Below are 24,930 nucleotides of genomic sequence, written 5' to 3'. Positions count from 1 at the left end.
AAAAAATGCGCGTAAAAAAATATTCAGGTGAGCTGGTACCTTTCGACGAAACAGCATTACGTCGCTCCTTAACCCGATCTGGAGCCAATGAACAAGTAGTCAATATGGTTTATGAATCTATCAAAGGTTCGGTATATGATGGGATACCTACCAAAGAATTATACGAAATGGCATTTAATGCCCTTAGAGGCAAGAAGAATTCCTATGCCGCACGATATAGTCTGAAACGGGCTATTCGTGAATTGGGGCCAGAAGGCTTCTATTTTGAGAAATGGATCGCGAGGTTATTCCAAGAAGATGGCTACGAGGCTGTAACCGGCCAGACCGTTCAAGGTCATGCCGTAAGCCACGAAATTGATGTAGTTGCCTTAAAAGGCGATGAAATGTTGGCCATAGAGTGTAAGTTCAGGAATGACACCGACGCCAAGATCTCCGTGACTACCCCCATGTACTTTAAATCAAGAAAAGAGGATATTACGGGAATATCTTATCGTTTCTTCAACCAAGACCATGAGTTTACGGATGGTTGGTTGGTGACAAACGCATACCTTACCAGCGATTCCATTGATTTCGGAAAATATTACAATGTAAACTTACTTTCATGGGATTATCCTAAAGGAAGTTGTTTGAAGACCCGTGTTGATAGCAATGCGGAATATCCGGTGACCTGCTTGACCAATGTATCGGAACAAGATAAAGCGATGCTGTTGAAATTTCAATGTATTTTAGTTAAGGACCTGGTTAAGTCTCCCCAAATCTTGGATAAAATCCAAGTGGCAAAGGATAAACAAAAACTTATCCTGAAAGAGGCAAATGAGTTAATTAATAGCCCATTAGAACATGAGTAATAAATTTGTACGTGAGGAAATCAATTTCCTAAAAGGTGCTCGAGGTAGATGGAATGAATTGAAATATGCCATCGGTGTTGTATTTCAATTTATGAAAGGATTCCGGACCTTACATTTCGTTGGTCCATGTGTCACCGTATTTGGATCTGCGCGTTTTGGAGAAGATCATCCCTATTATGTTCAGGCTCGGGAGCTTTCTGCAAAATTAGCTGACCAAGGTTTTACCATCATGACTGGCGGCGGCCCTGGGATAATGGAAGCGGCCAATCGGGGTGCAAAGGACGTGGATGGAAATTCAGTGGGCTGCAATATTGTATTGCCCCATGAACAGAAGCACAATCCTTACATGGATAAGTTTGTAAATATTGATTATTTCTTCGTCCGAAAAGAATTGCTCCGTAAATATTCCTTTGCTTTTGTCATTATGCCAGGTGGTTTTGGAACTTTGGATGAATTCTTTGAAACCCTGACCCTTATACAGACCAAAAAGATCTCTCAATTTCCAATCGTTATTATGGGCATGGATTATCATAAAAACATCAAGGAACATGTCGATATGATGATCGAGGCAAAAACGATCAGTCCAGAGGATCAAGACTTATTATTGTTTACGGATGATATCACTGAAGCTGCCCTGCATATCATGAAGTATGCAGACACGAATAAGATCATCAAGCTTAAGGAACCAAAACCAAATTGGATATTGGGCGAGAAAAAGGCTATTTAATTGTAGTACTTAGTAGCTGGTATTTAGTATTTAGACTTTGGGGCATCTCTAAATGTTTACTTTCAAACTGATTTGGAGATTGTAAAGAACTGTGTTTATGCCAGTGGATTACGATGTTATAATTCAACTGGCATAAAAACTTTTCCGTATTTATTTAATTCATTTAAGTCTACGTTTTCTTCAAATATCCCGAATACTGATGAACCTGACCCACTCATTGAAGCGTAGATAGCTCCTTTTTCGTAAAGTTTTGCTTTAATATCCCCTATTAATGGGTAGCGATCAAAGAGGGAAATTTCAAAATCATTGATGATATGATATTTCCATTCTTGAATAGGAAGTTTTATCGCTTCTCGCAAGTCTACACTTGGAACCATAGGACTGACCCTGCTGTATGCCTCAACCGTAGAGATGTGAATTTCCGGTTTGATTATTATGATCTTGTATGGACTTAGGTCGAGTTGGATCTCGCTGAGTTCGGTTCCAATCCCTTCCGCATACATGGCCTTATTATCAATAAAAAATGGACAGTCTGCTCCCAACTTTGCTGCATATTGCTTCAGGATTTCCTTGCTTAAGTTTAACTTGAAGTAATCGTTTAAAAGCTCTAAGGTTGAGCTGGCATCTGAAGATCCACCGCCCAGACCTGCACCAATAGGGATGTTCTTCAATAGATGAATTTTTACAGGATCTATATGGTGGTCCTGTTGCAGGAAACGGAAAGCTTTAAGGCAAAGGTTTTGATCATCCGCAAGGAGATCAGAATTCCAGATCTGGAGTTCCAGTTTTTCTGCCGGCAGTATTTCAAGGACATCATAGATATGTACTGGATAGAATATGGTTTCCAGTTCATGGTATCCATCTTGCCTTTTGCTACGGATGTGTAAACCAAGGTTAATTTTAGCGTTTGCGAACTTCAGCATATACAAATTAAATGATTTTCCCTTAAGTAGCCAATGAGAATTTTAATGTTCATGAGTAGCTTTTGTTATATTTGGTCCTTAAGAATATGAAGTTGCTGAAGTATTTCCTAGTTATCTTATTTATTGTTGGTCATTTTGTCGAATCAAATGGTCAGAATATTCCGCGTGTCGGTTCTCCTTATGTGCAGCAGTACAGTAAGACTGTCTACCACGCGGGAAACCAAAACTGGGGCATAGCCGTGAGTCCGGAAGGAATGATCTATTCAGCGAATACAGAAGGTCTTCTTCAATACGATGGCCAGGAATGGGAACTTTATCGGATGAAAAACCATGCTGGTCTACGCAGCGTAAATATTGATCCCGCAGGAAGGATATTTGTAGGTGGAGCTGGGGAATTTGGCTATTGGAGCCGATCCGACTATGGGAAAATGGAATACAGCAGTTTATCCGGATTGGTCAGCGATCAACAGGCATTAAAAAATGATGAAATATGGCGGATCATCATTGATGGTGATAAGATTTATTTCCATACCTTTTCCAAAAGTTACCTCTATCAAAACAACCAGATCAAGACCATCACCGCTGATGGCGAGCCATTTTTATTTGGCTTCCAGGTAAACGGGAAGATGTATTTTGAGCAACTCCCTTCTGGTTTGCATGAACTCAATGATAGCAAGTTAATTGCGATAAAAGATAAACATAAGCTATTAGGATATAATATTTTAGCTATGCTTCCCTATAGTTCCAATGAAGTACTGATCGGGACTGATCGCAATGGCGTTTACAAGATGAATGCCGATGGTAGCATGGAGCCTTGGAGAACCGAAGCCCAGGACTTGCTGAAAAAATATCAGATCAATAATGCAGTCAAGCTTTTTGGAAACCAATATGCATTTGGTACCATTCAAAATGGAGTCATCATTGTCAATCAAGCCGGCGAAATTGTTCAGCATATTAATAAAAACAATGGTCTGCAGAACAATACGGTCCTCAGCTTAGCCGTAGATAAGCAATCCAATCTTTGGGTCGGACTAGACAATGGCATTGATCGGATTGACATCAATAGCCCATTATATTACTACTCAGACCTGACGGGTAATATCGGTACGGTCTACAGCTCGATAATCTTTGACAACAAGATCTATCTTGGCACCAATCAAGGCCTCTTTGTAAGTGATTGGCAAGGGGTCAATGATTATAAGTCTTTAAATTTTAGGATCGTGCCCAATTCCCAAGGTCAGGTATGGAAATTGGCCAATATCAAAGGTCAACTGATCTGTGGCCACAATAATGGAACATTTGTGGTTGAGGGAAATAGCATGCGTCAGGTTTCTTCGGTTACCGGTGCTTGGGATTTTGTCTCCATGCGAGATTCTAAATATTGGCTTCAAGCTAATTATACGGGTGTGAGTTTGATGCAGAGTGATCCTTCTGCAAGCTTTGTAAAACAGTTTTCCTATAAAAAGGACCCAATTAGGAATATAATGCAGATTGGACCTGAAAGCTTTTGGTTGAGTAACTCACAGAATGTTTTCAGTTTTAAATTAAGTCCAAACTATCAAGATGCATTAGAATTTAAATTAGAGAATAATGGCTTGCCAAAAGGCAGCAAATTGCATGGGATCTATAATTTGGCCAATAATATTGTTTTTGCAAGTGATTCCGGTTTTTACTTATTTGACAATATCCTAAGGGCTTTCAAACCCTATGAAGAACTGAACAGCCAATTGGCTAGTTTTGCTTCCGCAAATAAAATAATCCCTATCCATAATAATGCTTATTGGTTTATCAAGAAGTCGCATTTGGCCAAAATACAGTTTCTAAGCGATGGCAAGTTAAAGATTGATTCCAGTTCATGGAATTCCCTGAAAGGCCGTATGATGAACGATTATGAGCAGGTATTAAATGTGGATGAAAACCTCTCTCTAATTGGTTTGGATAACGGCTTTGCCTTGTATTTCAATCAATATCCCGTTCAGCAAAACATCCCTAAACCTATCATTACAAGTATTTGGAACACTACATCTGATCCTTATTCAATTTATGATGAACTTGAGATCCCGAATAAGGAAAATAATATCAGGTTTTCTTTTGCGTCAACTTGGTATTCCTCTTCAGCATTGAAGTACCAATATTATCTGGAAGGATATACCGAATCTTGGTCTACATGGGAGGAAATTGCATTTAAGGATTTCACCAATCTACCCTTTGGAAGTTATACCTTTCAGGTCAGGGCTATTACTCCTAATGGTATAAAATCTGAGATAACCTCTGTCTCATTTAAAGTATTACCGCCATGGTACCTGAGTTGGCCTGCTATTCTAGCTTATTTCATTGCATTAGCTGCTGTGATATACTTCGGTAAGAAATGGTATGAAAACAGGTTGTTGGAGCATCAGCGAAAGGTCAAGAAGAAATTATTGGAAGAACAAGAAGAACGTATGGCTCGTGAGGCTGCTGCCAATGAGAAAAAATTGATTTCCTTGAAGAACTTGCAATTGGAACAGGAATTGGAAAGTAAGAACAGGGAATTGGCCAATGCGGCCATGAACATTGTCTATAAGAATGAGATGCTCAATAATCTGCATCATGAACTGACCAATCTAAATGACTCCAGTGGGAACAAATTGAGCAACGATCAATTGCGAAAGGTAAATAAACTGATCGATGAAGCACATAGTGATGACCGGGACTGGGATCTGTTTGAGAAGAGCTTCAATGAAGCGCATGAGAACTTCTTTAAGAAGCTTAAATCTGAATACCCTAGCTTGGTTCCCAATGACCTGAAGTTATGCGCTTATTTAAGGTTAAATATGTCCAGCAAGGAAATAGCTTCTCTCTTGAACATCAGTACCCGTGGCGTCGAAATCCGCCGGTATAGACTGCGAAAGAAGTTGAATTTACCTACCAATAAGAACCTTACTGAATTCCTTTTGGAACTGTAAGGCATCCCTCCTTTTATTTCATTTTCATTAGCTAAATTTCTTAATGAGTAACCACTCATTTGCTAAAATGCTGCTCTTTTTTAGCATATGAACTGCTAAAAACACTTGAAATATTTGTTAAATATTTACTTTCCAGTACTACATCACTACATCATTACGCTAATATCAATTATGTGTTATTTATACACTAACTTAATTAACTTGTGATGAATATGATTGTTTTAAACATTTAGTTATCAAATATATAACTTTTATATAACATTTAAATGAGCAAGTAAAAATTGAATGTAGTAGTAATGTATATATGGATTATTTTAATTACAAACTTATACATCACATATTTGTTAAGTGAACAAACACTTTTTTACTTACTAAACATTATTCACTCAATTAAACCATTTGTTATATGAGGAAGTTATTTACACTGACCTTTGTTTTCCTTATCAGCTTTACATGGCTATACGGTCAAAGCAAAACCGTTACAGGTACGGTAAAGGACAGCCAAAGCATGATTGCTTTGCCTGGAGTTTCCGTTTCTATAAGTGGTAAATCAGGAGGAGCTCAGACGGATGAGGCAGGCCGTTTTAGCTTAGAGGCTAGCCCTACTGATTCATTGGTATTCTCTTTTATAGGATACGTGTCGCAAAGCATCGCAGTTGGCGACAAAGATCAAATCAATGTTTTCTTAGACGACGAGAACATGGCTTTAGAAGAGGTTGTGGTTGTCGGTTATGGTACACAGAAGAAAGTAGACTTAACGGGTTCCATTGGAAGCGTTAAGGCTGAAGAAATCGTGAAACAACCAGCCATGTCAGCTATGCAGTCTATTCAAGGTAAAGTAGCTGGTTTGAACGTAACAGCTTCAGAAGCTCCAGGTTCTACCCCACAAGTTACTATCCGCGGTCTAGGAACAGCATTAGGGGGAAGAAATCCATTGTATATCGTGGATGGTTTCCCAACTGATAACCTTAATTCAATCAACCCTGCAGACATCGAATCCATTAACGTATTGAAAGATGCTTCTTCTGCTTCCATTTATGGTGTTCGTGCTGCGAACGGTGTAATCATGGTTACTACCAAAAAAGGTAGAGTTGGTTCTGTTAAGATTGGCTACGAGGGCTATGCAGGTATGAAAAACATGTTGAACCGTGTTAAGATGGCTGATGCTTCCCAATATATCCAATATTATAACGAAAATATTCAGGGAATCGGAAGAGGTACTTTATTGGCGGCAAACCAAGCAAATAATACGGATTGGTTTGATGAAATCTTGCAAAATGGTACCGTATTCAATAACTCCATCAATATTTCTGGTGGATCTGAAATTGTAGACTATTTCTTCAGTGCAAATAATTTCACTGAACAAGGTATTATCGACGGTTCTAAATTCACTAGAAATACCATTAGAAACAACAATACCTACAAGTTTTTGGATAACAAACTTAAGTTTATCCAAACCTTAAACCTTTCATTCAATAAATCTACGCCAAAACCTTTCAGTGCATTTAATGATGCCTACCGTCAGACTCCATTGGCTCCAGTTATGTTTGACAACGGTCGTTATGGTACTTCAATTTACAATTCTTCAACTGGTGTTGCTGGATACCAAACTCAACCTGGTGAAACTACTGGTAACTTGAACTCGATCGGTAACCCTGTTTATGCAATCCAAAGAGCTAATCAATTGTTGAACAATACTCGTCTTCAAGGTGGTATCGAAGCGGAATATCAAATCTTTGATTTCTTAAAGATCAATTCACGTATCGGTGGAACTAAGATCTTCAGCAATGAAAGATCTTTTACTGATATCAAAGATGCATGGTTAAATGGCAATCCACTTCGTACAGAGGCTGATTTCAATAAATTGAAAAATGACAATCCAAATGTCACTCAATATGCAAACAACAGCTTGATGTACAAAAAGAACGAAGATTTCAGATGGCAATGGGAAACCTTCTTGACATTTGACAAAAACTTCAATGGTCATCAAGTAAACGCAGTTGCCGGTTTCTCTAGGGAGAAATCTAATATTTCAAATATGCTTTCAGGAACTGGATATGACCTGCCTGTTTTGGAGCAATATTGGAACATAGACATGGCTTCAGCAGATTATACCAAGGTGTTGAACCAAACTTATTATACACCAAGAGCATTAGCTTCTTATTTCGGTCGTGTTCAATATAACTACAACAGTAAATATTATGCAACAGCGACCATCAGACGTGATGGATCAAGTGTATTCAGAAACACAGGTAACTACTATGCGACCTTCCCTTCATTTGGTTTAGGTTGGACCATCTCCAATGAAGATTTCATGAAAGACAATACCGTATTGAATTTCTTGAAATTAAGAGCAAACTGGGGTGTATTAGGAAACCAAGATATTCCATTGAACGTTTCTCAATTATTGACTGCTGAAGGAAGTTCAAACTACAACTACGTATTTGGCCCTGGTCAAGACCTAGTATTAGGAGCAGCTTTTGGTAGCCCTGCATTACCATTGACTTGGGAGAAAACTCAAGAAACTGGTGTAGGTTTGGATTTTGAAATGTTCAATAGAAAACTTTCGGGTTCCGTAGATTTCTACAACAAGTTGAATACAAATGTACTGATGAACGTTCAGCCAATCTTGAACTCTCCTTTCGCCAATAACTTCTACGATCACGGTGGTAAGGTAAGAAACAAAGGTATTGAAGTGATCTTAAACTGGGCTAACTCTGTTTCTGAGGACTTTAATTACAATATCGGAGTTAACTACTCTTACAACCACAATGAGTTGACTGATGTAAAAGCAGCTTATGACGGAGCTATCGGTGGTAGTCTTGCGAATGGTCAGATCACTAAGCAGATCAAATCTGGGCAGCCAATCTACGGTTGGTGGATGTGGGAGACCGATGGTGTTTGGCAAAATACCGATGAAATTGCGAACAATGCAAAATATGGTACCCCTCGTCCTGGTCACTTACGCTATAAGGATCAAAATGATGATGGTGTAATCGACAACAGGGATAAAGTATTCTTCGGATCGTATATGCCAACTTCTACTTACGGTGTGAACCTAGGTATCAACTACAAAGCGATTGATTTCTCCCTTTCAGGATATGGTGTTGCAGGTAACAAGATCTACAATGCATTGAAAGGAACTAGGATCAATGGTGGTGAAAACATCACTGAGGATACTTTCAACAACCGTTGGACAGCAGATAACAAATCTAACACCGATCCAGGAGCTGATAGAGATTCATATGCTTCTAGTTATTACTTAGAGTCTGGTAATTATTTCAGGATCAATAACATTACCCTAGGATATACCTTCAAAAAGTTATATAACTCTACTTCAAACATGAGGTTATATTTCACAGCGCAGAATCCATTTATGTTTACCAAGTACACTGGTTTCTCACCAGAGATTGCTAGCGATGGTAATCCTGCATTGACTTCAGGTATTGAGTTATCGGCATACCCTACTACAAGAAACTTCTTGTTTGGTATCAATGTTCAGTTCTAATTAATTAATGACGACAACATGAAATTTAGAAATTTAAATATAGCATTATTGGCAGCTGCAGGTCTTTTGATGACTGGCTGTTCCAAGGATTTTTTAGACGTGCCATCCCAGGAAGTAATTGAAGCTGAAGACAGTAATGAAAATTACTCTCCCGAAGTATTAGTGAATGGTATCTATGGGATGTTCACGGACTGGAATTATGGATTCTCCTTCTTGGGGATTACAGAAATCATTTCGGATAATTCAGATAAAGGTTCTTCACCTACAGATACTGGTGGTGACAAAGATATCTTAGATAACCTAACCTACACCTCTACTGCTGGTTCATTTGCAGCTTTATGGGAACAATGGTACAAGTCTATAGGTAGAGCGACCAATTCCATTCAATACACAGAAGAATATGGTTTGACGGATGAAACCTTGAAAAACAGGTATATCGGTGAAGCAAGGTTCTTGAGAGCTTTGAATTATTTCTGGTTAGTTCGTGGCTGGGGCGATGTTCCTATCCAGGAGAAAGACCTGATCATTAGGGCTCCTCAGGCTGAAGTGTATGCATACATTGAAGCTGACCTTCAGTTTGCAATCAATAACCTTCCTGATAAGTCCAAATATGCCGCTAAAGATTTGGGTAGAGCTACTAAAGGTGCTGCTCAAGGATTATTATCTAAGGTATATCTATATCAAGGAAAATGGCAGCAAGCATTTGATTTGGCACAAGCAGTAATTAGTTCTGGAGAATATTCTTTAGAGCCTGATTACGCCAAGATCTGGAGACTTGCAGGTGAAAACGGGTCCGAATCTCTATTCGAAGTTCAGGCTAGAGGGTCTTCAATTGCCCACGGTATACAACAATACTCGCAAACTCAAGGTCCACGTGGTGGAGCTGCTGGAATTGGTTGGGGATTCAATACACCGTCTCAAAACTTATTGGATGCTTTCAATGCGGAGAAAGATGATATCCGCCGCGATGCTACCATTATTTTCAGAAATGAAACCATGTTTGATGGTTTACTAATCGGAAATACCGAGAATGAAATGTACAACGAAAAGGCCTATTCATCTGCAAATGGTGGAGCTGGCGATACAGATAAAAACCTTAGGTACTTACGTTTAGGTGAAATCTACTTAATCAAAGCAGAAGCTGCCAATGAATTGGGCAATACATCCGAAGCCTTGACAGCTTTGAATGCTGTTCGCTCTCGTGTTAAGCTGGCTAATTCAACAGCTTCAGGCCAAGTAGCCATCCGTCAAGCGATCTGGAAGGAACGTCGTTTAGAGTTGGCTATGGAACATGATCGTTGGTTTGATTTGGTAAGGACCAAACAAGCCGAAGCAGCGATGAAAGCTGCCGGCAAACCGTTCGTTGCTAAACATTATCTGTTCCCTATTCCAGATAATCAATTGATTCAGACACCAGATATGGTTCAAAATACTGGCTGGTAAATTTTCATACAATTAGAGGGAAGGTCTTCGGATCTTCCCTTCTATTACCACTTTCAAGCATGAGAAATCTATACTCCACTATTTTATTGTTCAGTTCAGTTTTCATGGCTTGTTCTAAAAACGAAGCCCCTGATAAACCTTCTAGTACCAGTTTTGCACTGACTTCTGTTAGCAACGGAAATAAGGTGTTGCAAATTGCTTCCAAAGGAATTGAGCTTCAGCCTGAATTTATTCTTGAGTTTGATGAGAATGTTTCGAATCAAGATCTAAATAACTCCATTCAGATTTTGGATGCCAATAAATCCACAATTTCAAGCACTGTAAAACTACTTGAAGCAGGTAAAAAGGTTTCCATTACTCCGACTAAAGCATTAAACCCTCTATCCAAATATGAAGTATTGGTAAAGAATTCCCTGAAAAGCAATGCTAATAATCCCTTAAACCAACAATACAACTATTCATTCAACACAGCGTTTGACCCTTCTGACAAGTTCAAGAGGATTTCACAGGATGAATTAATGACCTTGGTTCAAAAGCAGACCTTTAACTATTTCTGGACCTTTGCACATCCTAGCTCTGGTATGATCAGGGAACGAAATAGCTCTACTGAAACAGTTACAATTGGAGGAACTGGATTTGGTTTAATGGCTATCGTAACTGGGATTCACAGGAACTTTATCAGTAAATCGGAAGGATTGGAAAGAACCAAGAAAATTGTTTCCTTTCTTAAGACAGCGGATAGATATCATGGCGCTTTTTCGCATTGGTACCAAGGTGGGACAGGAAAAACCCAACCTTTTAGTGAGAAAGATAATGGCGCTGATATTGTTGAGACCTCCCTACTCTTTCAAGGGCTAATGGTCGCTAGGGAATATTTTCAAGACGCCAATTTAACGGCTGATATCAATGCTTTATACCAAGCGGTGGAATGGAATTTCTTTCAGAACGGGCAGAATGTTCTCTTTTGGCATTGGAGTCCTAACCATAATTGGGATATGAACCTGAAGGTTCAAGGATGGAATGAATCATTGATCACTTATGTATTGTCGGCTGGAAGCAATAAGTTCAGTATTGATAAAAAGGTTTATGATGAAGGATGGGCTAGAAATGGACAGATGAAAAATGGAAAGCGTTTCTTTGAGATGGAACTACCTTTAGGTCCAGATCAAGGTGGACCGCTTTTTACAGCACAATATAGTTTTCTTGGAATCAATCCAATGGGATTAAAAGATGCTTATGCCGATTATGAGGTACAGGTGAAAAACCAGACATTAATTAACCGAGCTTATTGTATTTCAAACCCGAAAGGATTTTATGGGTATTCTGCAAGTAGTTGGGGTCTTACAGCAGGTGATATCCCTAATGGATATTCAGCGATGTCACCCAGCAATGATCTAGGGATCATCAGTCCAACAGCTGCATTGACATCCATGGCATTTACACCAAAAGAATCTATGGAAGCCATGGAGTTCTTTTATTATAAGCTTGGTGACAAATTATGGGGCCAATATGGTTTCAAGGATGGCTTCTCCCTGGATGAGCCTTGGTTTGCGGAAAGTTACATCGCAATCAATCAGGGGCCTATTATCATAGGGATTGAGAACCACCGCAGTAAATTAATCTGGAACTTATTGATGAAGAGTCCAGAAGTAAAAAACGGATTAAAGAAATTAGGGTTTAATTCTCCTAACATTTAATATATTATGAAGATACGAGCAATTACAATCGGGTTATTATTAGCAGCTGCAGGGATTCAATCTTGTCAAAACGTACAGAAAACGGATAACAAGAAAGAAACAAGCCAATCTGTAGATAGTGTTGCCCATTCAAACGATTCCCTGATGAACAAGATTCAGCAGCAAACTTTCCAATATTTCTGGGAAGGTGCTGAACCTAATTCAGGAATGGCTAGAGAAAGAATCCATATCGATGGGGTCTATCCTGAGAACGATGAAAATGTCGTTACCATCGGTGGAAGTGGATTTGGCATTATGGGATTGATCGTTGGAATGGAGCGTGGCTATATTTCCAAGAAAGAAGGAGAAGATCGCCTAAACCATATCATGGATTACTTGGGGAAAATCCCAAGATTCAAGGGAGCTTGGTCACATTGGTACCATGGAGATACCGGAAAAGTTAAAGCTTTCAGCGAAAAGGATAATGGTGGTGATTTGGTGGAAACGGCATTTCTAGCACAATCACTGATCGTTGTGAGAGAATATTTGAAGAATGGATCTGATACCCAGAAAACCATTGCCAACAAAGCTGATGAGCTATGGAAAGAAATCGACTGGAACCATTATACCAATGGCAAGAATGTCCTGTTATGGCATTGGAGTCCGACCCACGATTTCGGAATGAATCATCCTATCCAAGGATATGATGAATGTCTGGTAACCTATGTATTGGCGGCTTCCTCTCCTACACATGCCATTGATACCGCGGTGTACAACCAAGGTTGGGCAAGAGATGGAAAAATTAAGTCGGACCTTAAAAAATTTGATATTCCAATAGGTATGAAGCATAATGCAAAAGAAGGTCAGGTAGGACCTTTATTCTGGGCCCATTACTCCTTTTTAGGATTAAATCCAACGGGGTTAAAGGATCAGTATGTTGATTATGGTGAAGTAGTCGTGAACCATGCTAAGATCAATATCGCCTATGCTGAAGAAAATCCTAATCATTATAAAGGATATGGTGCTGATAAAGGTTGGGGATGGACCGCTTCATACTCCATCAAAGGATATGATGCCCATCATCCTGACAACGATAAGTCAGTGATCAGTCCGACTGCCGCCTTGTCCTCTACCCCTTATACCCCAAAAGAAAGTTTAGCATTTGCGAGGTACCTGTTCAATAATTTAGGTGATAAGGTATGGGGAAAATATGGTTTTTATGATGCTTATAGTGAAACTGAAAATTGGTTTCCGCAGCGATACTTAGCCATCGACCAAGGTCCTATCGTGGTCATGATGGAAAATTACCGTTCTGGTCTGATCTGGAATCTGTTTATGCAAGCTCCAGAGATTCAGTCAGGATTGAAAAAGTTAGGATTTCAAAGTCCAAATTTGAAATAATAAGTGGTTAGTAATGAATGCTCAGCCCTTCATGGGCTGAGTTTTTATGAATCAATTTGCAATGAAATTTTTTAAGAATATACTCTGTTGCGGACTAATCCTTAGTTCCAATATGTTATTTGCCCAACAGGATCAAAAGATGGATTCTTTCATCGATGGCCTGATGAACAAAATGACCATAGAAGAGAAAATTGGGCAATTGAACCTGGTTACCGCTGGTGAAGCTACGACTGGTTCTGTAGTATCTACGGATGTGGAATCTAAGATTAAAGCTGGAAATATCGGGGGAATATTTAGTATGACCTCTCCTGCTCGAATCCGTAAAGCCCAGGAATTGGCAGTAAATCAATCTCGTTTAAAGATTCCCATAATATTCGGAATGGATGTTATCCATGGTTATAAAACCATTTTCCCGATCCCATTGGGATTAGCGGCAACCTGGGATATGCCATTAATCCAAAAAACGGCGCGTGTAGCTGCTGTTGAGGCTTCAGCCGATGGGTTGAACTGGACCTTCTCACCAATGGTCGATATTTCGAGAGATGCCCGTTGGGGAAGAATCTCCGAAGGAAGCGGAGAAGACACCTACTTAAGCTCTCGGATTGCCAGAGAGATGGTCGTTGGCTATCAAGGTGATGATCTGAGCAAGAACAATACACTAATGGCTTGCGTAAAGCATTTTGCGCTCTATGGAGCTGCTGAATCTGGTAGAGATTATAATACCACAGATATGAGCTTGCATAGGATGTACAATGAATATCTACCTCCTTATAAGGCGGCTTTGGATGCAGGTGCGATGTCCGTAATGACTTCATTTAACGATATCAACGGAGTTCCGGCAAGTGCAAACCATTGGTTGTTGACCGATCTTTTGCGTAAAGACTGGAAATTTAATGGGCTTGTTGTAACGGATTATACGGCAGTCAATGAATTGATCGACCATGGCTTAGGGGATCTTCAGAAAGTTTCCGAATTATCCTTGAAAGCTGGAGTGGATATGGATATGGTCGGTGAAGGATTTTTGACTACCCTAAAAAAATCATTGGATGAAGGTAAAGTTTCAGAGGATGATATCAATAGGGCCTGTCGTTTTGTTTTGGAGGCAAAATATAGATTAGGATTATTTGAAGATCCGTTTAAATATTGTAGTGAAGATCGTGCGAAGAAAGAAATCCTGACTCCGGAGCACCTGAAACTGGCTAGAGAAGCAGCAGGAAAATCCTTCGTGCTCCTGAAAAATGAAAGCAATACTTTGCCTTTGAAAAAACAGGGAACGGTTGCTGTCATTGGACCATTGGCTAATACTGGAGCAAATATGCCAGGAACATGGAGCGTCAGTGCTGATCTGAAAAACACCCAGTCTTTAGTGGAAGGCATGCAATCTGTTTTGGGTGATAAAGTAAAAATTGTAACTCATTTAGGCGCCAATCTTACCGATGATGCTGCCTTACAGGAACGTTCTACAATGTTTGGTCGTACCATTCCGAGAGATGACCGTAATCCAGAGGAAATCATTGCTTCAGCCATCCAGGTTTCTCAGGAAGCTGATGTAATCGTTGCTGCTTTGGGTGAAAGTTCAGAAATGAGCGGTGAAAGCTCAAGCCGTACTGACCTCAATATTCCTGAAAGCCAAAAGCGCTTGTTAGAAGCTTTAGTGAAAACTGGAAAGCCAGTGGTATTGGTGTTATTCGCAGGAAGACCTATGACGCTTTCCTGGGAAAGTAAGAATGTCCCAGCAATCTTAAATGTATGGTTTGGTGGTACTGAAACCGGAAAAGCTGTAGCTGATGTGCTTTTTGGAGATGTAAATCCTTCAGGAAAACTTCCTGCAACCTTTCCTCAGAACGTTGGTCAAGTGCCTATGTACTACAGTCAAAAGAATACTGGAAGGCCTTTGGCTAAAGATGCCTGGTTTCAGAAGTTTAGGTCTAATTACCTAGATGTGAGCAATGAACCTTTATATCCTTTTGGATACGGATTGAGCTATACGAAATTTGAATATGCGGCTGTAAAACTGGATAAATCAAGCATCCATAAATCAGATAAACTAAAAGTTTCGGTTACAGTGAAGAATAACGGTAATTTTGATGGCGAGGAAGTCGTTCAGTTGTACCTTCAAGACTTAGTAGGCTCCCAAACAAGACCTGTTAAGGAATTAAAAGGCTTCCAAAAAATCTTTATAGAAAAAGGCAAATCAAAAGAAGTTGAATTCATTATTGAAGAAGAAGATCTTCGATTCTATAATCAACAGTTAGAATTTGTATCAGAGCCTGGAAAATTCAAGGTCTATGTGGGCACCAATTCAAGAGATGTTCAGGAAGCTGAATTTGAATTAATGGACTAGAAGAACTTGCATAATAATAGTTAAAACAATGAGTAAGAGCGACCATAATTGGTCGCTCTTCTTTATTTTGCTTCGCTGTAAAAGTCTACTTCAATAAACTTCTGGAATTCGCTTTCGTCATCCTGGGCCAATTGAAATTGTTTGATTACTCCAGCAATATTCAATTTTGCTTCTGCCAATAGTCCTGCATCCTTATCATGTGCTACCAGAACCGATTGACCAGAAAGCTCATCTTTTATTTCATAGACGATATAGGTTTCACTGATTGGTATCAGGGTAAATACATCAATTACTGGAATCGAGATATAACCAGAAATAACTCCTTCTCCTTCGATTTTTCTCGGTACCCCAGTAATTATAACAGCAGTCCCAGCATCCAAGGATTCCAATTCCCCATGTGAGTTTATTACTTGAGGAGTATACTTCTGGAAACTATCAGAAAGATTATCATCAAACCTACCTTCAATTTCCTGTTGTTCCCTAGGGGAAAGGTTTTTCATTGCTAAATTCAGGAACAGGACTGCCTTTTGTTTTTGAAGGACCGCCCCAGCAACCTTGGAAACCTCTGACTGTGAGATGAGATCATCATCTGCTTTTGTGAAAATATTATAAAATTGACCACCATTGTCCAAGGCATCGATGGCTTGACTGGCACTATTGAAAGGTGTTATTTGTTCCATGTGTGAATTTATTATTGATATACTTAAATCTAAGGATTTTATTGTTCTAATAATAGCGATTTACCGGTTATCTAGGGTTTTTTAGCATTTATGACATGGGTAAGATGATGATTACAGTGCCAAGCATAGATTCCAATGGCAGTTTCAATACTGATTGTCTTCTTGCTTTCAGGATTAATAAATTGCTTTTTCAAATCCTCTTCCGAAAGACTTTCCAGTAGTGTCGCCCAGCGTTGATGTAGACCCTCCAATATCTTTATTGAACTTTCAATAGGTTGCAAACTATCTGCAAGGCAAGCCCATCTGTCTTCTTTATAAGGTTTTATTATCGGTGTATCTTCCGTGAGTGCCAGTTTAAAACGAATAAAACTATTCATATGGCTATCGGCGCAATGATGAACCAATTGTCTGATAGTCCAACCTCCTTCCCTATACGTCAATTCTAAATCTTTTTCCTGAAGCTTCTGTACTTCATTTTTTAGGTATTCAGGAAACTTAGCTATGGTATTGATCCAGCTTTCAATGGTTTCTTTACTAATATTTTCAGGTTGACTGAACTTACCGATTGGGTACCTCAGCTTTTCAAGTTGATCTTTTAGCATTTCATTAGGCTTTTATTCCTCAATTTAATTGGATTTATGCCAATTTTCCTCGAAGTAATTAATGTATTGACGATATTGCGATTCAGGTTCAGCATGCTGTACTACAATGCTTTTCCACTCATCAAATTTAGCTTTATCCTTGGCATGAAAGTAACTCTGAGCCATATTAATGGCCATTTCAGCGACTTGGTTTTTATCAGAAGCGAGTTCTATTCCTTTTCTATAAACCTTTTCGGCTTCAGGTAAGTTATTGAGATGCTTTAGGGAAAATCCAAGTTCACGGTAATACCAAAAGTTACTTGGATCATTTTCAATCGCCTTATTTAATACGATTACAGCCTTATAAAAGCTTCCAGTAGCATTATAGGCATATCCAAGTTCAAATTCTAATCCCGGATAATGTGGATCTTCCTGATAGGCCTTTTGCAGGATTGGCAAAGCTTTGATACTCGCACCAGCACCATTCATCATGGATGCTCTATGGACGCGTGTCTCAATAAAATCAGCATTCTGTTTATAATTTTGGAGCCATTCTGGTGGATTTGCTAAGCCTAGTTTTGTCACTTGTTCATCAGTTAGGACCTTCACATTAAAAGAGTTGCGATCAAGCCTCATGATTATATTACTGCTTGTGTCCAATCTAGGTACTTTATGGAATTCACTGTTTTTATATTCCAATTCGCCCTGATAGCTAAAGGTATAACCAGCCTCAGAGTCCAAATAGACAAATCCTAATGCATAGGTATTCTGATTCTCCTTTTTATCAAAGATTACCCACCTGTCCTCGGCATCATAAAACTTGGTTTCAAAAGTCAGAGAGGACTTTTGAGCAAAGGCAAATTGTATCAAAGAAATAAAAAGGATAAGAATTTTTTTCATGTCGTATGACTTTATGCTAAAATCGGGAAATAAACGGTAAAAACTAAAAGTTGGGATGTATTTTAAGGGTATTTAACTGAAAATATATGGTTAATTGCAATTTTTTTCGTTGAATAAAAAATAATCAGGCTCATTTTCAGGCTAATAATAATTAAGTTTTGGAGAGCGTACAAAAATTTCTACTTTTGTCGCGGAGAGTTGGCAGAGTGGTCGAATGCGGCGGTCTTGAAAACCGTTAACTGTCACAGGTTCGGGGGTTCGAATCCCTCACTCTCCGCACAAAAAGCCTTCATCGAAAAGATGAAGGCTTTTTTGCGTGAGTGAGGGATCGAACCTTGTGATGGCCGGGGTTCGACCCGCAGGGGGTTCAGGGTTTGCGTTGGGGGTATGTGGGACTGAACCAATCCCTCACGGGTGCTGGTCGAAAATGTTCCTGAACAACGATATACAAAAAGCCTTCATCGAAAAGATGAAGGCTTTTTTGCGTGAGTGAGGGATCGAACCTTGTGTTGGCCTGGGTTCGACCCGAAGGGGGTTCAGGGTTTGCGCTGGGGGCATGCGGGGCTGAACCAATCCCTCACGGGTGCTGGTCGAAAATGTTCCTGGAAAACGATATACAAAAAGCCTTCATCGAAAAGATGAAGGCTTTTTTGCGTGAGTGAGGGATCGAACCTTGTGATGGCCGGGGTTCGACCCGAAGGGGGTTCAGGGTTTGCGTTGGGGGTATGTGGGGCTGAACCAATCCCTCACGGATGCTGGTCGAAAATGTTCCTGGAAAACGATATACAAAAAAGCCTTCATCGAAAAGATGAAGGCTTTTTTGCGTGAGTGAGGGATCGAACCTTGTGATGGCCGGGGTTCGACCCGAAGGGGGTTCAGGGTTTGCGTTGGGGGTATGCGGGGCTGAACAAATCCCTCACGGGTGCTGTGAGTGAAAGATGGTGTTTGTGAAGTTTCAAAAAATTGATAAAATACTGAGGTTGTTCCGAAGTATCTCATCCTGTAAAACTTCAAAATCAAAAAAATTATGGTTTTTACTAGCGTACAGTTCCTTAACCTTCGGTTAAGGATGACAAAGTCTTTGGGAGTAAAACCATACAGATTCCTCACTTGTCGTTCAGAATCAGAAGTATACTAATAGTTTTATAATGATGTTCGTAATATTTCATTAAATAAAAAAAACCACCCACCTTTCCCTCCCATTTCTTAAATTTATCTTATCACAAACCCACTTCACCATGCAACCCACAATTTCCAATACCACCCCCATCAACGGAATCCAAATCTACTACGAAATATATGGCAAGGGCTCCCCATTAATCATGCTACATGGTGGCGGATCTACCATCCAAAGCAGTTTTGAAAGAATCATCCCACTTTTAGCAAAAACCCATCACATCATAGCCGTAGAATCCCAAGCCCATGGTAGAACCTCCGACAGAAACTCGCCTTCATCTTTTAACCAAGACGCCGATGATATCGCCCAGCTAATGGACCACCTAAAAATCAAAAAAACAGATATTCTGGGGTTTAGTAATGGAGCCACAACAGCTCTTCAATTAGCCATACATCATCCGGAAATAGTGAACAAACTTGTTTTAGGGTCACCTTTAGCAAAACGTAATGGCGTAGCAGATGGCTTTTGGGAATTTATGAAGAATGCCAGCTTAGAGAATATGCCTTCGCAACTAAAAGAGGCATTTCTAAAAGTAAATCCCTCCGAAGAAGGATTAAAAAACATGCATGACAGGGATGCGGCAAGAATGGTTAATTTCAAGGATATCTCTGATCATGACCTTCAATCCATCGTTGCTCCAGCTTTGATTATCTTAGCTGAACAGGATGTAATACTGACGGAACATGGAATAGAATTAAACAAGTTGATTCCAAATAGTCAACTGGTTATCCTCCCTAGGGGCCATGGCGCATACTTTGGAGAGATTACGACGATCGGCCCAGATTTCAAGGAAGAGGACCTTCCAGTTCCTTTGATTGAAAGGTTCCTGAATTAAATACAAAAGCTGAATTAATCTTTAACTCAGATTTGTGTATATGTAGATATCATTTAACCTTTTGTAACCGGATGGTATCTCCCTCCAAACTAAAAAACCTTAGTGTATCGACCTTAATGTTAAATGGTATTTGCCTGTCTGCAGTGTCAATGATAATACCTTCATTCGATTCCAAATTGAAATTATAGGTTCCCTCCCACTTGGTTGTATCATATATTGCCTTGAGCATACCATCTTTTAAAAAGCTTAGTTCCAGATCAACAGAATCTGAATCTGCATCCAATTTACCTTTTCCCTTCCATTCCGTTCCAATAATGGCGATTTCCTCATCAACATTAAAATCATCCTTTACACAAGACGTAAATCCAATTGAAACCATTATCAAACCAAAAACCAACTTTCTCATATTTTCTTAAATTATCTTGATCAGCCCTCCAATCATCAAGATTAATGCCAATATAGGGTTAGTGGATTTGACCTTCCGAATAATATATTCCGAAATTTTTCTTTGGAAGAACTATGATTTTAAAGATTAATGAAATAAATTTATTAAAAAATTATTTCTATTATGTTAATGGTAAACTATCATAACAAAACTTTCCACACCGTCAGCAATTCTCAAAACGGCGAAACTTCTTCTGAAACAATATTTCATTACAAACAAATCGGTAATGTAGTTTTTGCAGAATACCAAGGTGGCAATATTAAATATGGCCATTTATTGGGTCTTGTGAGCGAATACGGAACTATAGACATGACCTACCATCAGGTAAATGTTGCTGACGAATTGATGTGTGGAAAATGCGAATCAATCCCCGAAATCTTAAGCAATGGCAAAGTCAGGCTACACGAAAGCTGGGAATGGACCTCCGGTGATTTTTCAAAGGGAAAATCTATCGTAGAAGAGGTATAATTGGAACTGAAAGCTTAAATCATTCCTGCGCATTCTATTGAATTTTTTGGATACCATTCTAAATCCAGTATATTTAAACCCATATGTTACTGGTACAAATACAATTCAATACCTTTACAACCATCTTGTTGGTGGCGCTCTTGCTCGTCATTATCCTTTTATTGATCTATTTGTACAGGAGCCAAAAACAGGTCAATTCTCTTGCAAATAAGCTTAATAAGATCGAAGGAGAATTACATAGCCACCAATTGAAAGATATCGATTACAAGCTTAATCCGCACCTGTTTAAGAATGTATTGAACTCCATCCAGTCCCATGCCTATCAGACTTTCCACTCCTTAGATTCGCTTTCCAATGTGCTGGATTATATCTTATATGAAAGCAGCAAAAAGTTTGTCACACCTCAGCAGGAGATATCCTTTGCAATGAGCTTGATTGAAATCAATAAGATAAAATTGAGTCCCTTATTCGATTTAAAGGTGAAACAAAAGGTTCGAGAGAATGAACCTCTATTGAACCAAAAACTGATGGTTCCTATGTTGAGCACAGATTTGATTGAGAATGCCTTCAAGCATGCCGATATCCAAAGCCCAAATGCCTTTATCTCGGTTACTTTTGAATTCAAGGATAATGTATTCTCCTTGACCGTTGCCAATAAAATATCCAAGAAAGAGCCTATTCAGAAGGACAAGGATGGTTATGGTTCCAAAATGCTGGAACAACGCTTGAATATCGTCTACAAGGACAATTACAAACTCGATAAGTTCATTGAGGGCGATGTCTACATTGCCCATTTAAAAATAAATCTACTTGATTACAAAGCTAAGGTGCTTGCTGCTCGATGATGAGCTGCCAAGCCTACAATATTTGAAATTACTGTGCCAGCAGATTCCTGACCTGGAAGTCGTCAAATCCTTTAATTCCCCTCAAGATTTATTGGCAGAATTTCCTACATTGGATTTTGACCTATTGATTTCAGATATCGATATGCCTGGCTTAAACGGTCTCGAACTAGCTGAACAATTACGAGGAAAGCCTATAATCTTTATCACGGCCTATGCTGAATATGCTGCTGATGCATTTGACCTCCAAGCCGTCGATTATATCCGAAAGCCGCTCAAAATTGAGCGATTAAAGCAAGCTATCCAAAAACTATTGAGCATTCGTGGTAGAAAACCGATTGAAGAAAAAAACTTCGTCCAATTAAATACTGATCAAGGCAAATACCTGCTCTATTTTGACCAGATTGCTTATATTCAAACTTCATCCCTTGATAGCCGCGATAAAATCGTTCGGCTTGTGGATCAGAAAGAGGTAACCCTGAAAAACATCTCCTTCGATAAATTATTGGAGATTCTCCCTGAAATGCAGTTTTGTAGGATCAATAAAAAGGAAATCATTTCCATGAATATCATCAGTTCCTTCTCGCATGATGAAATCAAGACCAATTTTAGTATTGGAAGCGATGCTCCCCTAACCTTTAATCTGAGTGAAATCTATAAAACCGCTTTCATCCAAAAGGTCAGTTTATAGTTTCGCTACATAAAAGCCCCCTTTCATTACATATTTCTGCTTAATGGCCCAATAAGCAGGGTTTTTAAGTTTATTAATTTCTATTTTCATCCCGTCAGACTGCGCAGAAACTGACGCCAAAACAAAAATTGAAGAAGGAATTATTGTATGAAGAACTTAAAAAGCAGCTTCTTTTATATTGTTATCATTGGTGGATTTTCATTATTGATTTATTGGATCATCAACCATGGTGCTTTTATGGAAGAAGGTCGTCATGTTGAAAACATGGGATCCAACCTTTCCAATTGGGAAGAGTTCCTAAGTTCCATGTTGCATAATTTACAGCATCCATTGGCAATTTTATTGGTACAGATCATCGTAATCATATTGGTTGCTAGATTATTTGGTTGGCTCTTTAAAAAAATAGGTCAGCCTTCTGTAATCGGAGAAATCATTGCCGGTATAGTCTTGGGGCCATCCTTTTTGGGCATGTATTTCCCCGATTTCTCTGCTGCCCTATTTCCAGAAGCCTCTTTTGGCAACCTGCAGTTCTTGAGCCAGATCGGATTGATCCTGTTTATGTTTGTCATAGGAATGGAGCTGGACCTAAAAGTCTTGCAGAAGAAAGCTCATGATGCCATTGTTATCAGTCATGCTAGTATTATTTTACCCTTTGCATTGGGTGTCGGCTTGGCTTATTTCATCTACCAAAGTTTTGCTCCAGAGGGAATCGCATTCTCATCTTTCGCTTTATTTATCGGGATCTCCATGAGTATTACTGCATTCCCAGTCCTAGCTAGGATTGTTCAGGAACGCCACATGCAGAAAACCAAGGTCGGCACCATTGCCATCACCTGTGCTGCTGCCGATGATATCACTGCATGGTGTCTCTTGGCAGCTGTAATTGCCATAGTAAAGGCAGGTTCATTTGTCAGTTCCCTATATGTGATCGCTTTGGCGGTTGCTTACGTTTTATTGATGATCAAAGTGGTGCGTCCATTCCTTAAACGCATTGGCGAGCTCCACTCTACGCGAGAAAACCTTAATAAATCCATTGTTGCCATTTTCTTCTTGACCCTCTTGGTCTCCTCTTACCTTACCGAGGTTATTGGAATCCATGCTTTGTTCGGCGCATTTATGGCAGGTGCCATCATGCCCGAAAATTCTAGGTTCAGGAATATCTTCATTGAAAAGGTAGAAGATGTAGCCTTGGTCCTGCTCTTGCCTTTATTCTTTGTTTTTACAGGTTTAAGGACAGAAATCGGCTTGTTAAACGAACCATATTTATGGAAAGTTACCGGTTGGATTATTCTGGTCGCTGTTGTCGGTAAATTTGTAGGGAGTTCCCTAGCTGCCAAGTTTATGGGGCAAAATTGGAAAGATAGTCTGACCATAGGTGCATTGATGAACACCCGTGGCTTGATGGAATTGATCGTACTGAATATTGGATTTGATCTAGGGGTATTGAATGCTGAAATATTCGCCATGATGGTTATTATGGCTCTGGTCACCACCTTTATGACCGGACCAGCAATCGATCTATTCAATAAGATTTTAAAATCTACGGAGGATGTCGTTCCAGAAGAAATCAGCCGAAAAGGCAAGTATAATATCTTGATTTCTTTTGGCAATCCCGAAACAAGTCCATCCCTTTTAAGATTGGCAAATGGAATGGTCAAGCAATTGAACCAAAGTTCATCCATTACCGCAATGCACCTGACCCCAACGAGTGACCTCACATATTTAAACTCAGATTTATATGAGTTCGAAACCTTTGAACCCATAGTCAAGGAGTCCAAGTTCTTGGAGCAAAAAATCAGCACCTTGTTCAAGGCTTCCAGTAACCTAGAAGCTGACGTCGCAGAAATTGCCAATGATGGCGATTATGACCTTCTTTTGATTGGTATTGGACAGTCCATATACGATGGTACTTTCCTAGGCAAAATCTTGGGGGTAACGACACGGATCATTAATCCTGAAACCTTGATCTATAGGGCTAAGGAGAAGGAAAGTCCGTTTAATACCTCCTCATTTTCTGATAGTACCATTCAGATCATGCACAAAACGAAGGTACCTGTTGGGATTTTCATGGATAAGGGTTTGAAGAAACTGGACAAGATATTGCTTCCTATCTATACAAAGGAGGATTTGGAGCTATTGCCCTATATCCAAAAATTCATTCATAATTCCCAATCACAGGTAACTCTGATCGATGTGCATCATATCCTTCAAGAGGATAAAAAGGCATCAGAAATGGTTCGCGCCATTGCTTTGAAGGCACCTAACCATATTAGCAAATTCGAAGCAATGGATATAGATGCGCAATTATTCAAGGATCATGATCTATTATTGATCAGTGCCGAAAGCTGGCGCGAATTGATCGAAAGCAATAAGATATGGCAATCTGAAATGACTTCCGTAATGGTAATAAAGAAGTAATAACGCATATTTAAATTAATATTCTTGCTGAAGATAATCAGTAGATTTTATTCTTTAATCAATTTTTTATAATTTGAA

General features: G+C 39.4%; 18 protein-coding genes and 1 tRNA gene. 14 read left to right on the top strand and 5 right to left on the bottom strand.

The features are described from left to right. Window positions 1–5: 5 nt before the first annotated feature. Entirely contained in the window at window positions 6–848 is an 843-nt protein-coding gene (locus tag NLF99_RS05980; RefSeq protein WP_254527155.1) for an ATP cone domain-containing protein, read from the top strand. Next, on the top strand, window positions 841–1,575 hold the full coding sequence (locus tag NLF99_RS05975; RefSeq protein ID WP_254527152.1) for a TIGR00730 family Rossman fold protein: 735 nt from the start codon (window positions 841–843) through the stop codon (window positions 1,573–1,575). Before NLF99_RS05980 ends, NLF99_RS05975 begins: the two co-directional genes overlap by 8 nt. 116 nt (window positions 1,576–1,691) lie before the next feature. Here NLF99_RS05975 and ispE read toward each other — a convergent pair whose 3' ends face one another. Beyond that, window positions 1,692–2,498, bottom strand: coding sequence for a 4-(cytidine 5'-diphospho)-2-C-methyl-D-erythritol kinase (ispE, locus tag NLF99_RS05970; protein ID WP_254527147.1), 807 nt, complete (start codon window positions 2,496–2,498; stop codon window positions 1,692–1,694). 86 nt (window positions 2,499–2,584) lie between these two features. On the opposite strand from ispE, the gene NLF99_RS05965 reads away from it, so the two are divergent. From NLF99_RS05965 to bglX, 6 genes are all read left to right on the top strand, one after another. Beyond that, on the top strand, window positions 2,585–5,443 hold the full coding sequence (locus NLF99_RS05965) for a triple tyrosine motif-containing protein (protein ID WP_254527145.1): 2,859 nt from the start codon (window positions 2,585–2,587) through the stop codon (window positions 5,441–5,443). 406 nt (window positions 5,444–5,849) lie between these two features. Next, window positions 5,850–8,951 (top strand): TonB-dependent receptor, encoded by a 3,102-nt coding sequence (locus tag NLF99_RS05960; RefSeq protein ID WP_254527144.1) that lies wholly within the window; start codon window positions 5,850–5,852, stop codon window positions 8,949–8,951. An 18-nt stretch (window positions 8,952–8,969) separates the two neighbouring features. Then, complete coding sequence (locus tag NLF99_RS05955) at window positions 8,970–10,394, top strand: RagB/SusD family nutrient uptake outer membrane protein (RefSeq protein WP_185212130.1); 1,425 nt, start codon at window positions 8,970–8,972, stop codon at window positions 10,392–10,394. Between the two features lie 59 nt (window positions 10,395–10,453). Next, complete coding sequence (locus NLF99_RS05950; protein WP_254527142.1) at window positions 10,454–12,091, top strand: glucoamylase family protein; 1,638 nt, start codon at window positions 10,454–10,456, stop codon at window positions 12,089–12,091. 6 nt (window positions 12,092–12,097) lie between these two features. Further along, window positions 12,098–13,471: a glucoamylase family protein gene (locus NLF99_RS05945; RefSeq protein WP_254527140.1), complete on the top strand. Its 1,374-nt coding sequence runs from the start codon at window positions 12,098–12,100 to the stop codon at window positions 13,469–13,471. Window positions 13,472–13,583: 112 nt separating this feature from the next. Beyond that, on the top strand, window positions 13,584–15,815 hold the full coding sequence (gene bglX / locus NLF99_RS05940; protein ID WP_254527671.1) for a beta-glucosidase BglX: 2,232 nt from the start codon (window positions 13,584–13,586) through the stop codon (window positions 15,813–15,815). Between the two features lie 62 nt (window positions 15,816–15,877). Here the strand turns inward: bglX and NLF99_RS05935 are convergent, their stop codons facing one another. The 3 genes from NLF99_RS05935 to NLF99_RS05925 all read right to left on the bottom strand — a co-directional run bounded on the left by NLF99_RS05935 (window position 15,878) and on the right by NLF99_RS05925 (window position 17,976). Then, a complete protein-coding gene (locus tag NLF99_RS05935) occupies window positions 15,878–16,495 on the bottom strand; it encodes a hypothetical protein (RefSeq protein ID WP_185216319.1) in 618 nt (205 codons plus the stop codon). Between the two features lie 71 nt (window positions 16,496–16,566). After that, window positions 16,567–17,097, bottom strand: a complete 531-nt coding sequence (locus tag NLF99_RS05930) for a YfiT family bacillithiol transferase (protein ID WP_185216318.1) — start codon at window positions 17,095–17,097, stop codon at window positions 16,567–16,569. Window positions 17,098–17,121: 24 nt separating this feature from the next. Next, window positions 17,122–17,976: a tetratricopeptide repeat protein gene (locus NLF99_RS05925; RefSeq protein ID WP_254527139.1), complete on the bottom strand. Its 855-nt coding sequence runs from the start codon at window positions 17,974–17,976 to the stop codon at window positions 17,122–17,124. A gap of 192 nt (window positions 17,977–18,168) precedes the next feature. Between NLF99_RS05925 and NLF99_RS05920 the strand changes: the two genes are divergently transcribed. Beyond that, window positions 18,169–18,253, top strand: a tRNA-Ser gene (locus NLF99_RS05920). A gap of 961 nt (window positions 18,254–19,214) precedes the next feature. Continuing rightward, a complete protein-coding gene (locus NLF99_RS05915) occupies window positions 19,215–19,988 on the top strand; it encodes an alpha/beta fold hydrolase (RefSeq protein WP_254527138.1) in 774 nt (257 codons plus the stop codon). A 49-nt stretch (window positions 19,989–20,037) separates the two neighbouring features. On the opposite strand, the gene NLF99_RS05910 is transcribed toward NLF99_RS05915, so the two are convergent. Continuing rightward, on the bottom strand, window positions 20,038–20,394 hold the full coding sequence (locus NLF99_RS05910) for a hypothetical protein (protein WP_254527137.1): 357 nt from the start codon (window positions 20,392–20,394) through the stop codon (window positions 20,038–20,040). Between the two features lie 162 nt (window positions 20,395–20,556). Here NLF99_RS05910 and NLF99_RS05905 point away from each other — a divergent pair, with 162 nt between their 5' ends. From NLF99_RS05905 to NLF99_RS05890, 4 genes are all read left to right on the top strand, one after another. After that, window positions 20,557–20,901: a n-acetylglutamate synthase gene (locus tag NLF99_RS05905; RefSeq protein ID WP_254527136.1), complete on the top strand. Its 345-nt coding sequence runs from the start codon at window positions 20,557–20,559 to the stop codon at window positions 20,899–20,901. Window positions 20,902–20,984: 83 nt separating this feature from the next. Then, window positions 20,985–21,746, top strand: a complete 762-nt coding sequence (locus NLF99_RS05900; protein ID WP_254527135.1) for a histidine kinase — start codon at window positions 20,985–20,987, stop codon at window positions 21,744–21,746. Beyond that, a complete protein-coding gene (locus NLF99_RS05895; protein ID WP_254527132.1) occupies window positions 21,712–22,434 on the top strand; it encodes a LytTR family DNA-binding domain-containing protein in 723 nt (240 codons plus the stop codon). Before NLF99_RS05900 ends, NLF99_RS05895 begins: the two co-directional genes overlap by 35 nt. Before the next feature lie 147 nt (window positions 22,435–22,581). Next, window positions 22,582–24,852, top strand: coding sequence for a cation:proton antiporter (locus NLF99_RS05890; protein ID WP_254527131.1), 2,271 nt, complete (start codon window positions 22,582–22,584; stop codon window positions 24,850–24,852). The last annotated feature ends 78 nt before the right edge of the window (window positions 24,853–24,930 follow it).

It is taken from the genome of Sphingobacterium sp. LZ11T8 (assembly GCF_024261425.1).
Classification (GTDB): domain Bacteria; phylum Bacteroidota; class Bacteroidia; order Sphingobacteriales; family Sphingobacteriaceae; genus Sphingobacterium.
The sequence above is the reverse complement of the archived record's forward strand: the minus strand, read 5'-3'. Positions and strand labels throughout refer to the sequence as shown.